Raw genomic sequence first — 12,931 nt, 5'->3', positions numbered from 1 at the left:
GTTAATTAAATTATAAGGAATACCTGCTTTTTTTAAACTAAAAAACGTGCAATATGTATGGCTCCTAAACATTAAAATACATATCATTCAAGTTGATTTTTTATATATACTATTATATAATACTACATTAATATTTAGAGAAGGTGCTTTTGTTATGGAAAACCCTATAAAGAATCTTACAGAAATTATAATAGGTGAATGCAGAACTTTTAAACATACCTTAAAAGAAATTTTATATGCAATAGTAATAGTGCTGATTATAAACACATTTTTAATACAAAATTATCAAATTCCAACAGGCTCTATGATACCAATTATCATGCCGGGAGACAGATTATTTGCAAACAGATTTGTTTATGGTGTAAAACTTCCATTTACAGATGGGCTTTTAGGATATAGACTTCCTAAAATTAAATCACCTCAAAGGGGAGATTTAGTTGTATTTAGAGCACCTCCTTCATCTACTTTTGGCTGTGAATCTTCCATGCCTTATTATGAGCCTTCTTCTTTTGTGCAGATGTTAAAATTGCCTGTTATGATATTTTCACTTACTCCTTTTAATTGGGACCCAAGATTTTTAGTTGCAGACTTTATAGGAGAAAAATTAACAGGCGGAAATCATCTTGCTCCTGCCAGATTATTCTTTGGACTTAAAGCTGTAGATTTAGACCCTAGGAAAGAGTTTGTTAAGAGGGTGATTGCTACTGCTGGTGAAACTGTAGAAATTAGAGAAAAAAAGATAATAATAAATGGAAATGAAATAGAAGATAAATGGGGATATTTCTATTATGGAGAGAGAGATTTTGTGCCTATTATAGATATATACGGACCTGTTTATGTGCCAAAAAAAGGTGATGTTATAATATTTAAAAAAATAGTTGATAGAGAAGATTATTATAATGACCTTAAATCTTTTGAAGTATATATTAATGATAAAATAGTCAGCGATGATATAAAACTATTTTTCTGGATGAATATATATATACCTTATGCGAAAGACAGACCCGATGAATATATATACAATGTACCTGAAGATTATTTCTTTGTAATGGGAGATAATAGGGACCAAAGCTGCGACAGCAGAATGTGGGGACTTGTGCCTTACAGACTCATTAAAGGTCAGCCTATGATTGCTTGGATACAATCAAAAAGACCAGATGATGTGCCTCAAGGTTTCTTTAAATACTTTATTATAAAATAAGCGAATATATATTATGTACAGCCAAATATCAAAAGATACATTAAAAGAATTGTTAAAAATTTGGAAAGCAAAAAATATAGATGATTTAAAAAATAAAACTGATAATATATCTTTGATTTCATATAAGTTTTTTAATTTAAATAGAGAAGAAAAAGAAATCGTTTATTTTGTTATAAAAAATTATGATAAAGAAATAAATTCTATAGACATTGCATATTCACTTAAATACACTCAAAAACAATTGCCTGTATTTTTTAATTATATAGATGATATAAAAAAATCTGGGCTTTTATATTTAAAAATGAAAAGAAGAAAGCTTAATGCCAATGATGATACATTAAACTTTTTGCCAAATATTAGAGAATTATTAGAAACAATTATTTTAAAAGAAAATACAAAAAAAATAGAAAATTATATAGATGTTAAATATAATGTATCAACATATAAAAAATATCTCAAAAAAATAATACATATATATGAAAACGGCGGTATAATAGAAAATACAAAAATAAAAATTACTAATGATGAACTATTAGATTTGTGTAAGGCTAATATTGTTACATTATATTTTACAAAAGAAAATGCAAAAACTTTTATAGCAATTAACAATATTAACGTAATAAATACAATAGAAAAATCTTTAGAAGATAGTGTGGCTTCTTCTATTTTTATATATAATCATCTTAATATATTAAATGATATAGAAAATTTTATTTATGAAGTAGATATTCAAAAGATAAATGTAGAAAATATTAATTTAGAGTTTTTAAGTGATAATATAAACTGTAATACAATAGTAGATATTTGTTTGAAGCTTGATTTAATAACAATAGATAATAAAGGTTTTATATCATTAGAAAGCGATAATGTAAAAACATTTATATCGCTTGATATAGAAAAAAGAAGAGATGCAATATTAAAACATATATTTAAAAATTACTTAGAATACCAAAATAAGATACTTCAAATATTAGAAGATAATGAAAGCATATCTAAAACAAAATTATTATTAGAATTAAAAGAAAAAAATAATATATCTCCAGAAACTTATAATAACATATTATATACAATGTTTATTTTTGGACTTGCTGAAGCTTCTTTTTATGAGGGAGCTATTATTGCATTAAAAACTGTAAAAGACATAAAAAATAATGCAAAAAAATGTTTTATTAACAGCAATTTTGAAATCACTTTAATTAATCATAACGCTTTTGATGATGATTTTATTTATATGTGTAATTTATATTTTGAGCTTGAAAAAAATGAGAGTGTTTATACTTATAAAATCACAGAGGATAAAATATTAAAAGCAAAGACTATTATAAATGATATCGGTTCTAAATATAGTTTTAATAATTTTTTAAGTAAGTTAAAATCTGTATTAACTGAATATTCGCTTACAATACCAAAACATGTAGAAAGCAATATTAACAGATGGTATGAAAGAGGAATTATATCTTCAATATACGAGAATGTTACTTTAATAAATATAAAAGATAAAGACAAACTTGAAGAGATAGTTTATGAAGCAAACAGAAAGGGAATGAACATAAAAAAAATTAATGATGAATATGCCATATTAAAATACAATTCTGTAAGCAAAAAGACTTTAACGAAATTTTTAAGACAGAGAAGAATAATAGTAACTTTTTAATTTTTATTATTTATGCCTAATTTTATCATATAAGTTTTTGTTTTATATCTAAAAGAATAATACTATATTTTTTTGTTCATAATTTATGAAAATGCAGTTCTTTTGCTTCTTTTATACCAATACCACAGGCACTTCCTTCGGTCGTACCGAGTAGGTGCCTATCGGCAAAAAACTGTGGGCAAAGCCCCGTAAATAATTAAAATAAGAACTGATTTTGACAAACTTAAAAATTTTTAGTATAATTTTTTGTAAAAGAGAAATATTTTTATGATAGATTATTTAAATAGAGAAACTTATAATTTTTATTTGCCAGAAAATTTAATAGCAACTACTCCAAACTATGAAAGAGATCATTGCAAGTTAATGACAATTAGTAAAGACACAGGAAAAGTAGAACATAAAATTTTCTCAGATATTATTAATTATTTAAACAAAGATGATATATTAGTTCTCAATGACAGCAAAGTAATACCTGCAAGAATATACGCTAAAAAAAATACAGGCGGTAATGCTGAAATACTTCTTCTAAACAAATTCAATAACAGCGAAGATTTATGGGAATGCTTAATAAAAGGAAAAAACATAAAAGAAAATGATGTGTTATATTTAGATTATAGCCATATAGAAAAGATTGGAATAATTGAAGCTTCTATAACAAAAGATAATATATCAACAAAATTAATAAAGTTTTCAAAACCGCTTAATTCAAATATATTAGATGCAATAGGCAAAATACCTCTTCCTCCATACATTATACAAAGCAGAAAGAAAAAAGGCGAAGAAGAGTATAATAATAAAGATAAAGAGTTCTATCAAAATGTATATGCTAAAAATGAAGGAAGTATTGCATCACCCACTTCAGGGCTTCATTTTACCAAAGAGCTTTTAGAGAAAATTAAATCTCTTGGAATTACTATTTGCTATGTTACTTTGCATGTTGGTTTTTCTACTTTCAACCCTATAAAAGAAGAAGATTTAAAAAAACATGTTATGCATGAGGAGAAGTTTTCCATACCAAAAGAAACTGCAAGTATAATAATAAATGCTAAAAAAGAGGGCAGAAGAGTAGTGTCATGCGGTACAACTGTGGCAAGGGTCTTGGAAAGTGAATATAATGATTTTAATTTTGATAGATTAGAAGGCTCTACAAATATTTTTATATATCCTCCATATAAGTTTAAATGTGTAGATGCTCTTATTACAAATTTCCACACTCCGCACTCTACGCTTCTTGCTATGGTGAGTGCTTTTGCCGGTTATGATAATATTATGAATGCATACAAAATTGCTGTGGAAAATAATTATCGTTTTTTCTCTTATGGAGATGCTACTTTTTTGTATTAGATATAATTTTTGTATACTTAGTTTTAAAAACTTTAAATATTTAGTTTTGAAACAAGTCTAATATATAGCTAAAAAAGTATATTTTGTTATATGATTTTTTATTCAACTTTTTCCCGTAGCAAAAAGTTGCAAAAAGTACAAATTTTAGCTTTATATGTTGGAATATATAATAATATAATACCAACATTTTAAGCTAAATAATGCAGTTCTTTTGGTTCTTTTATACCAATAAAAGAACTGGGGGCGTGGGGGCAAAGCCACCACAAACAAAAAAAGATAAAAAATTTATTGTTCTTTTTCCCGCAGCTCGCGGTGCGGACTTCGTCAAAAGAACCAAAAAGTGCGAGTGTTTTAGCAATGTAAGATAATATCTATATTTTTATTTTATAGACAAAGCTATATTTTATAAAATGCAGTTCTTCGCGAAGCGTATTCGAAGGATATAAGCTTCTTTTATATCAATACAGAAGGCACTTCATACAGTCGTACTGAGTAGGTGCCTATCGGCAAAAGAAGTGGGGTGCTGCACGGTGTGTACTTCGTTAAGGGCAAATCCTGCAAATAATAAAAACAAATAAACTTAAAAATTTTCACTATATAACTAAACAATACCTGAAAAAATTACCATTTGACTTTTTGTATAATTGATTTATCATAATAGCCAATGCATTTATTGAATATTTTTTATTATTAGAGGAAAATATGGAAAAGATAAAAATAGAGAATGTGGAGCTTACATTATCTCACCCAGATAATTTAAATATAAAATGGACAGGACAAAATGATTTAGTTAGGCAGATAATGGCTTCTTGGCATATAATATCTGAAGATGATATACCATTGAACCCTAGAATTGTGGGTAAGCCCGGTGCAGGAAAAACTACTCTTTCATATTATGTAGCTAAAGAACTTCTTAAAAGAGATGTTTATATATTTCAATGTACTGTAGACACTAGACCGGAAGATTTAATAATAATACCTGTAATATCAGAAAACAACACTATAAGCTATCATGCTTCAAGTTTGGTTACTGCTATGATTAAGGGTGGGGTTGCTATACTTGATGAAGGAAATAGAATGAGTGAGAAAACTTGGGCTTCGCTTGCTCCGCTTCTTGATGACAGAAGATATGTTGAAAGTGTGATTGCTGGTATAAAAATAAAAGCTCATCCAGATTTTAGAGTTATAGTTACAATGAATGATGATGCAAGCACTTTTGAGCTTCCTGAATATATACATTCTCGTTTGCAGCCTACAATAGAGCTTCCTTTTCCAGATGTTAAAGAAGAATATGATATATTAAAAATGAATCTTCCTTTTGCTGATGATGAAATATTAAAAATCACTGTAGGTTTTTTACAGAAGTCGCATATACATAATGCTTCTTTTTCTGTGAGAGATGGTATTAGTATGGCGAGATATGCTATGAAGCTTTATAACAGCAATATTGCTCATAGTAAAGATTCTGCTTTTTTAATAGCTTTAAAATCTGTACTTGGCAATGAGGGCATTAGAATATTATCACTTAATATTGATGAGAATAACAAAGATGAATAATTTTAAAAAATTAAAAAACAAAAAAGATAAAAGAGATTATTTAAAAGAGAATTATTTTAATAAGTCCATATACTGTGTTACAGCTGAAGATTTTTCTAAGGGAAGAAATAATATAGAAGTGGTAGCATCTATGCTTGAAGCGGGTATAAAGATTATTCAGTATAGAGAAAAAGAGAATCCTAAAAAATATATGCGTGAGAAGTATGAAGAGTGTGTTAAGATAAGAGAGATGACTAAGAAAAGCAATGCATTATTTTTAGTAGATGATTATGCTGATTTGGCTTTAGCGGTAGATGCTGATGGGGTGCATATTGGTCAAAATGATATGCCAATAGAAGTGGTTAGAAAGATTGTTGGTGAAGATATGATTATAGGGCTTTCTACAAAAAATATTGATGAAGCTAATGAGGCTTTTAACAGCAGTGCCGATTATATTGGGGTTGGTCCTATATTTGATACGAATACTAAAGTTGATGCTAATAATGCTGTGGGGGTTGAGTATTTAGATTATATTGCAAAAAATATTGATATGCCTTTTGTTTGTATTGGTGGAATTAAACTTAATAATATGGATTTACTTATAGAGCATAATGCAAAATGTTTATGTATGCTTACTGAAATTGTTGCTTCTGATGATATTAAAAATAAATGCGAAACTTTAATAAAAAAAATGCATTCTTAATAATAATTTTATTTATCTTTTTATTTACTCTAAGTAATTTTTTATTTAATGATAAAGAAGCGTTATTTATAGATGAGGCTTCTATTACGGCATTTATTAAAAACTCTAACACTCAAATAATATATGATTATATAAAATTTAGAGAAGATGTTTTTGTTATTGGTTATGATAATAAAGATTATATAAAAAATATTTTTCTAAGTGCTAAGTTTATAAGTGAGTTTCGTTTTAGAATATATTCAAGATTAAGAGAAAATATATTATGTTTTTTTAGTGATGATAGCCTAATAGAATATGCTTACAAAAATAAAATAGGCTATTATAAAGTTGTATTAGACATTAATAGTATAAGTAAAAATGAATATGTTACATTAAGAGATTCTAATAATTCAAAAATATTTTTATCTATTACAAATATAAACACAAATACAAATTATTATAAATATGATATTGATAAAGATTATATAAAAGTTTTAGACGGAGACACCATAGCGTATAATAATAATATTTACAGATTCATAGGAATCGATGCACCAGAGTTAGAACAAGTTTATGGCAAAGAGGCTAAAGATTATGTTTCTAATTTAATAGAGAAAAGTGAAAAAGTTTCTATGCTTGTTTCTTCTTTTGATATATTTGATAGGATATTATGCCATATTTTAATTGATGATATGCCTTTGGCTTATTATATGATAGAAGAAAAGTTAGCAAAAGAAACAATATTAAAATATGGAGATAATGGTTTTAGTGAAATTGGAAGCAATATAGTTTATTTATCAAAGTTTCAGGGCAGAAGAAAGTTTATAGACCCAGCGAGGTATAGAAGAGAAAACAGATAATTTTATTAATTGCTGTTTAAAATAATAGTTTTTAGTATATATAAACAATCATGTTTTGTTGTATAACCTTTATTTTATTCAACTTTTCCCCGCCTTCGTACCAATACCTAAAGGTACTTCTTTCAGTCGCCCTGAAGGACTCCTTTCAGTCGCCCTGAAGGACTCCTTTCAGTCGCAGGAACTTCCTTGGGTCGCGGTGCGGACTTCGTCAAAGTTGCAAAAAATGCAAGTTCTTCTGTTATAGAACAATAAAAAATTGAAAAATATAATCATTTCAATATATACTAAAATCTCTAAGTTTGTCAATTTTTATTTATTTGCAAACAAAGATATAGTTCATTAACAAAATTATAAATTGTTAATATAATCAAGTAATGCTGTGCTGCTGCATATTGACAAACTTAAGACTTTTAATATAAACTAATATTATGAATAAAAAAATTTTATACTGCAATAAAAATGAATACCCTGCTTTTCCTTCTATAGTGAAATTAGAAAAAGATAAATATTTAGTGAGTTTTAGACTTGCTCCAAAAAATAAAAAAAATTATTCTCATCTTCATTCTTTAAGTAAAGCTGTTGTATTAACTTATTATAAAGGTAAAGTAATTAATACTACAGAAATAGCTAAAGAAGATGATGCAGCAAAACAAGATGTACAGCTTTTTAGAGTAGATGATACAACTATAATTGCCTACTATTTTAGATATACTTTTCACCCGCAAAGCGAAATTGATTTATTAAAAGAAAATACTTTTTTGGAATATAATAACACAATAGCATTATTAAGCGGCATAGGATACTCTATTAGTTATGATAATGGTAAAACTTTTTCAAAGGCTAATACTATTGTATTAAAAAACGGAATGAAGAACTTTGCAGCGAGAGGCAGCATGGTAAAACTAAATAATGAAATACTTATGCCAATATATGCTTATAAAAAATATATAAATAAAAATAATTCTAAATATCAATGCTATATTATATATACTAAAGATTTAATTAACTGGGATATAAAGAGTTTTTTGTGTGAGACTGAATACAGAAAAATTGAAGGCAAAAAAAGTAAAATAGAATATGTTGAGCCTTCGCTTATATATCATAATAATGTATTGTGGGCATTTATAAGAACGCATGTTAATGATGAATATGCTTTTACTTCTTTAAGTTATTCTTTGGACAATGGAAAAACTTTTACCAAGCCTCATTTTACAAATATTAAAGGCTATCCTTTAAATCCTTTAAAGATTGATGATGATAGAATTTTATTAACTTATGGATACAGATTAGAGCCTTATGGAGTGAGGGCTATTTTATTAGATGATTTGAATGAATTAAAAAAATATTCTGATTATGATATACAAAAAAGAGAAATAATTATAGAAGATAAAATGAAAAGTGCCGATTGCGGTTATCCTTGGTGTGATAATGATAATAACAAAATATATTGCGTTTACTATGGGTATGATAATAGAGACAAAATAAGAAAAATATTTTTGAATATGTTTACTTTAGATTAAAAATATAGTAGACTCTGTTATTAGGAGATATATATTTATGGACGATAAAGATATAATGAACCCTGAAATCTATGAGATAAAACCAGATGAATGGGAAGTTTTAGAAGATAATGAAAGTATTAGTTATAGACTTCTTGCTTATAAATTATCATCTTGGAGTGAAGATACTCATTTAATAGTAAATGTTAATAAAGAAAATAAAACTGTTATAATTAATTGGAATAGTAAAGATTTTGTATTTCCTTCTCATAAGGCTTTCTTTAGATTTGATGATGATTTGCCTGATAATTTAGATTGTAAGTCTACTGAAGATAAACTTTCTTCTATTGTATTAGACAGCGATTATGTTTATGAGAGTTTGCTTAATCATAAGCTTCTTATAGTTAGAGCATCACTTGAAAAAAGTAAAACAACAAGGGTATTTAATATCTCAAAGTTTGCAGAAGTGGTAAGAAAGTAAATAATAAAAATTAGTATACAAAAAAGGCATTAAATTTATATATAAAAAAATTAATGCCTTTTTATGAATGATTTATAAAAAATTAAAACTCTTTTATTTTTTCACTATTTAAAGTTTTTATTAATGCCTTAGCTATCTCTATAGAAGCAACTACATCGTCATAAGAAGCATAACAATAATGACTATGAGCATATCTTGTAGCAACACCTAAAACAACACTAGGGCTTCCAAAATTAGTTTTATGATATATTGCACCATTTGTAGATCCTTTTTCACGCACTATTACTTGATGAGCAATATTGTTTTGTTTGGCTATATTTATGGTATATTTATTTAATCTTGGATTTGTAATCATGCCTCCGTCTATTACTCTAAGCTGAGAGCCTCTTCCAATAGCCCCATGTGCTCTCTCTCCATAATAGAAAGTGTCATCAGCAGGAGAGCCTTCAAATACTATAACTAAATCAGGTTTTACTTTGTTAGCCGCAACAGAAGCTCCTCTTGCTCCAACTTCCTCTTGAGCTGTCATCATGCCAACTAAATTAACATCTAATTTCTCATCTTTTAATGCTTTTAATGTTTCTATTACACATACAGCACCAACTCTGTTATCTATAGCCTTAGCACAAAAACTTTTAGTTCTCTCATCATATCTGAAATCAACATCTGGCACAATAGGGTCTCCTATGCATATTCCAAATATATCCTCTGTCTCTTTTTTAGTTCTAGTACCCACATCAATATACATATCTTTTAATGTAGGCAATTTTTTTCTATCTTCATCTGTCATAAAGTGAGGCGGCTTTGAACCTATAACACCTTTAACATGCTCTCCGCTTGATGATTTTATCACTACAGAATTTGATACAATGTTTGGTAAGTGCCAGCCTCCAAGAGGTATAAAAGATAAAGTGCCATTCTCATTTATATGCTCTACCATGAATCCAAGCTCATCTATATGGCAGTCTAATCCTACTATAGGTTTGCTTTTGTCAATATTTTTTAAACCTAAATATAAGTTATTAATAGAATCTCTTTCACTGTCTATGAAATTTGCTTTTTCTTTTATAACATTTATTACATCATCTTCAAAACCAGAAGGTCCAAATGCATTAGTTAAATCTTTTAATAATGTTAATATGTTATTATCCATAAAAAATCCTAAAATAAATTTTTGATTAATGATAAATCATTTAAATAAAATATCAATATCTTATTAATGTAATATATATTAATTTGTTTTTTAATAATTTGATTTTTTAAAACATTGATTTACAAAATATGAATTTAGAACTATACTTTAATTTTGTAGATGTTTTATTAATAATAAAAAAGAGGCATTAAATTACTTTAACACCTCTTTTGTTTTTTACGCCTTAGCTAATTCTTCTCCTAATTTAATGCATTCATTAATAGCATTATCATCTGGAGTGAGATTTGTGATTAAACCATCTTTTATTAAAGAACCTCCAGCACTTTTTACATCTTCCTGCCATGTTCTCATCCATTCACCGTCTCCCCAATCATAAGAGCCGAATAAAGCTATCTTTTTATTAGAAAGCTTGTCTCTTATTGAATCATAAAAAGGCTGAAACTCAGATTCTTCAAGAACTTCTGCTCCCATAGCAGGACAGCCTAATGCTAATTTTGAATAATTGTCTATATCTGAAGCATTAAAATCAGATACACTAAATATATCAGCTTCTACTCCAGCATTTTTTATACCTTTTTGAACATTTTGTGCCATAAGCTCAGTATTGCCCGTAGCACTCCAATATATTACAGCTATTTTATCACTCATTTTTATCCTCCATAAATAAATTTTTTATCAAATATAAGCATATTCTTTATAATCATCCATTATCTCCAATATGCCCTTACCATTTAAAAATGTGCTTGTATAAAAATCTCTGCATCTATTATAGCTTTCAAAAGTTTTGATAGCTTCTTTTTTGTTATGATATACCTTCCAATATCCAGTGTATAAACTATTTTTTCCGTAATTATTTATAAATCCGTATATGTCCATAAGAGGATACCCCAAAAATATACCTATCTCGTGCGGGAAATCTTTATTATACTGCATTCTCTCTTTTAATAGTTTTATACAGTTATATAGATTTTTATCTTTATACCCATAATCCTCTAAAAAATCAAAAATCTCATCATTAAAAATATATTCCTCAAGTCTTTTTTTATTATAAACATAAACTATTACTTTATTATCATAATCTTTTATAATAGATACATTTATATTGCGGCTATTTAATATTTTGTTGTATGATGCTATTTTTTTATAAACATCTTTTTTAGAGTTATATTGATATGTAAAGATGTTTGCTATTTTTATACCAGATAGGGTTGGTGCACAATGGTTAATAATCAATGTATCAAAGTTATGCTCTTTCATATGTTAGAGTATTCTAACATATATTTTGAAAATGTCAATAGCTTTGTTAGTGTATTCTAACTTTTTTATTATTTTTTATAAAAAAGTTGCAAAAAACATAAGTATTATAGCTTTATCATTTGGAATATGTATCAGTATAAAATAATACCAACATTTCAAGCTAAAAAAATGCAGTCCTTTTGCTTCTTTGGGACACCAAAAGAAGTAGGGGTTCGGGGACTAGTCCCCGAGAATAAAAAACATAAAACTGAATTTTGACAGGATTGAAAATTTTTAGTATATATTAAAACAATTATTTTCTATCAACTTTTTTATTGCTTATTTAAAATAATATATATATCACATAAATAAGCATCAAGTTTTGTTTCATCAATAAATTTAGAATTGGTTTTTATATCTTCATCTTTTATTATAAAGTATTTTAGTCCTATTTTATTAAAAAGTTTTTCTCTAACCATATCATTATTTTTTACTTTTTCTTTTAGTGTTTCAGTATCTCCAAAATGTCCTTTGCCATGATATTCTATTACAGCAACAGGTTCATTTATTTTGTTTCCTCTTTTATATGTTATTAAATAATCACAGTAAAAATCTCTGAATGTTCTCCAAGCATAAGAATCTTCATCAGACTTTAAAAATGCTTTAAAAGATACTTGCGGATGCACATTATAGTCTTTAAATGCTTTTACCATAGAATAAAATATTTTAGTTTCTTCTATGTTCATGATTTTTTTAGTAGATATATTTCCAGTTTGCATATCATGGAGTCTTTGTTCTGTTAGGTCTTTTGTTTTATATTCATCTTTATAATTATTATATCTTTTATTATAGTTTCTATACGGTCTATAGTAATTATAACCTCTTCTTTTTAAGAAAAATATAATTATTACAATTAATATAGAAATTAATCCAATTAAACCTTCCATAAATAAAAACTCCTATATACTCTAAAGTATAGTTCTATGAAATTATTATTCAAGTAAAAATTAAATTTTTATATTATATTTTTTCGAATAATTAGTATCTTATTTTTATAATATTCTTTCTGAATGAGTATATTTTTAACTTAAAATATAAGACTTTATTATTTGCACTTTTTGCAACTTTTTGCGGCGGGAAAAAGTTGAATAAAACAATAAATGAGAAACTCAAAAATTTTTAGTATATATTTTTTAAGCTAGTTATTATTAAAATGCACAGGAGCCAGACATATTGCAGTTAGGAATTCCTTAATTTCTTAAAGTATAGCATAGGTGTATCATAA

Annotated in this window: 12 protein-coding genes; 8 read left to right on the top strand and 4 right to left on the bottom strand. The window is 26.7% G+C overall.

The window, feature by feature from the left end; translation table 11 throughout:
• Nucleotides 1–154: 154 nt before the first annotated feature.
• From lepB to Q0H31_RS11390, 8 genes are all read left to right on the top strand, one after another.
• The gene (lepB, locus tag Q0H31_RS11425) at nucleotides 155–1,201 is read left to right on the top strand and encodes a signal peptidase I (RefSeq protein ID WP_295298296.1); all 1,047 of its coding nucleotides are present in this window, start codon (nucleotides 155–157) and stop codon (nucleotides 1,199–1,201) included.
• Between the two features lie 13 nt (nucleotides 1,202–1,214).
• Nucleotides 1,215–2,855, top strand: a complete 1,641-nt coding sequence (locus tag Q0H31_RS11420; RefSeq protein WP_295298294.1) for a hypothetical protein — start codon at nucleotides 1,215–1,217, stop codon at nucleotides 2,853–2,855.
• A gap of 267 nt (nucleotides 2,856–3,122) precedes the next feature.
• Nucleotides 3,123–4,199, top strand: a complete 1,077-nt coding sequence (gene queA / locus Q0H31_RS11415) for a tRNA preQ1(34) S-adenosylmethionine ribosyltransferase-isomerase QueA (RefSeq protein WP_295298292.1) — start codon at nucleotides 3,123–3,125, stop codon at nucleotides 4,197–4,199.
• A gap of 702 nt (nucleotides 4,200–4,901) precedes the next feature.
• Nucleotides 4,902–5,756 carry an AAA family ATPase gene (locus tag Q0H31_RS11410; protein WP_157151617.1) on the top strand — a complete coding sequence of 285 codons (855 nt, stop codon included), beginning with the start codon at nucleotides 4,902–4,904 and terminating at the stop codon, nucleotides 5,754–5,756.
• Nucleotides 5,749–6,438 carry a thiamine phosphate synthase gene (gene thiE / locus Q0H31_RS11405; protein ID WP_295298290.1) on the top strand — a complete coding sequence of 230 codons (690 nt, stop codon included), beginning with the start codon at nucleotides 5,749–5,751 and terminating at the stop codon, nucleotides 6,436–6,438. Before Q0H31_RS11410 ends, thiE begins: the two co-directional genes overlap by 8 nt.
• The gene (locus Q0H31_RS11400) at nucleotides 6,405–7,277 is read left to right on the top strand and encodes a thermonuclease family protein (protein WP_295298288.1); all 873 of its coding nucleotides are present in this window, start codon (nucleotides 6,405–6,407) and stop codon (nucleotides 7,275–7,277) included. Before thiE ends, Q0H31_RS11400 begins: the two co-directional genes overlap by 34 nt.
• Nucleotides 7,278–7,705: 428 nt before the next feature.
• Complete coding sequence (locus tag Q0H31_RS11395; protein WP_295298286.1) at nucleotides 7,706–8,797, top strand: sialidase family protein; 1,092 nt, start codon at nucleotides 7,706–7,708, stop codon at nucleotides 8,795–8,797.
• 37 nt (nucleotides 8,798–8,834) lie between these two features.
• Nucleotides 8,835–9,257 carry a hypothetical protein gene (locus Q0H31_RS11390; RefSeq protein ID WP_295298284.1) on the top strand — a complete coding sequence of 141 codons (423 nt, stop codon included), beginning with the start codon at nucleotides 8,835–8,837 and terminating at the stop codon, nucleotides 9,255–9,257.
• A gap of 82 nt (nucleotides 9,258–9,339) precedes the next feature.
• On the opposite strand, the gene Q0H31_RS11385 is transcribed toward Q0H31_RS11390, so the two are convergent.
• The 4 genes from Q0H31_RS11385 to Q0H31_RS11370 all read right to left on the bottom strand — a co-directional run bounded on the left by Q0H31_RS11385 (nucleotide 9,340) and on the right by Q0H31_RS11370 (nucleotide 12,593).
• Nucleotides 9,340–10,410 (bottom strand): M20/M25/M40 family metallo-hydrolase, encoded by a 1,071-nt coding sequence (locus Q0H31_RS11385; RefSeq protein WP_295298283.1) that lies wholly within the window; start codon nucleotides 10,408–10,410, stop codon nucleotides 9,340–9,342.
• Nucleotides 10,411–10,626: 216 nt separating this feature from the next.
• Nucleotides 10,627–11,058 (bottom strand): flavodoxin, encoded by a 432-nt coding sequence (locus Q0H31_RS11380; RefSeq protein WP_295298281.1) that lies wholly within the window; start codon nucleotides 11,056–11,058, stop codon nucleotides 10,627–10,629.
• A 27-nt stretch (nucleotides 11,059–11,085) separates the two neighbouring features.
• Nucleotides 11,086–11,667, bottom strand: a complete 582-nt coding sequence (locus Q0H31_RS11375) for a DUF3793 family protein (RefSeq protein ID WP_295298279.1) — start codon at nucleotides 11,665–11,667, stop codon at nucleotides 11,086–11,088.
• 311 nt (nucleotides 11,668–11,978) lie between these two features.
• Nucleotides 11,979–12,593, bottom strand: a complete 615-nt coding sequence (locus tag Q0H31_RS11370; RefSeq protein ID WP_295298277.1) for a DUF2726 domain-containing protein — start codon at nucleotides 12,591–12,593, stop codon at nucleotides 11,979–11,981.
• Nucleotides 12,594–12,931 lie beyond the last annotated feature (338 nt).

Source organism: uncultured Brachyspira sp. (assembly GCF_934747485.1).
In the GTDB taxonomy this organism is placed as follows: Bacteria; Spirochaetota; Brachyspiria; order Brachyspirales; family Brachyspiraceae; genus Brachyspira.
Note: the sequence above shows the minus strand (reverse complement) of the source record. Positions and strands in the feature narration are given on the sequence as shown.

Coding starts and splice junctions, on each gene's coding strand:
- lepB (WP_295298296.1), top strand. CDS start 155: ATGGAAAACCCTATAAAGAATCTTACAGAAATTATAATAGGTGAATGC.
- thiE (WP_295298290.1), top strand. CDS start 5,749: ATGAATAATTTTAAAAAATTAAAAAACAAAAAAGATAAAAGAGATTAT.
- queA (WP_295298292.1), top strand. CDS start 3,123: ATGATAGATTATTTAAATAGAGAAACTTATAATTTTTATTTGCCAGAA.
- Q0H31_RS11420 (WP_295298294.1), top strand. CDS start 1,215: ATGTACAGCCAAATATCAAAAGATACATTAAAAGAATTGTTAAAAATT.
- Q0H31_RS11375 (WP_295298279.1), bottom strand. CDS start 11,667: ATGAAAGAGCATAACTTTGATACATTGATTATTAACCATTGTGCACCA.
- Q0H31_RS11400 (WP_295298288.1), top strand. CDS start 6,405: ATGCGAAACTTTAATAAAAAAAATGCATTCTTAATAATAATTTTATTT.
- Q0H31_RS11410 (WP_157151617.1), top strand. CDS start 4,902: ATGGAAAAGATAAAAATAGAGAATGTGGAGCTTACATTATCTCACCCA.
- Q0H31_RS11390 (WP_295298284.1), top strand. CDS start 8,835: ATGGACGATAAAGATATAATGAACCCTGAAATCTATGAGATAAAACCA.
- Q0H31_RS11385 (WP_295298283.1), bottom strand. CDS start 10,410: ATGGATAATAACATATTAACATTATTAAAAGATTTAACTAATGCATTT.
- Q0H31_RS11395 (WP_295298286.1), top strand. CDS start 7,706: ATGAATAAAAAAATTTTATACTGCAATAAAAATGAATACCCTGCTTTT.
- Q0H31_RS11380 (WP_295298281.1), bottom strand. CDS start 11,058: ATGAGTGATAAAATAGCTGTAATATATTGGAGTGCTACGGGCAATACT.
- Q0H31_RS11370 (WP_295298277.1), bottom strand. CDS start 12,593: ATGGAAGGTTTAATTGGATTAATTTCTATATTAATTGTAATAATTATA.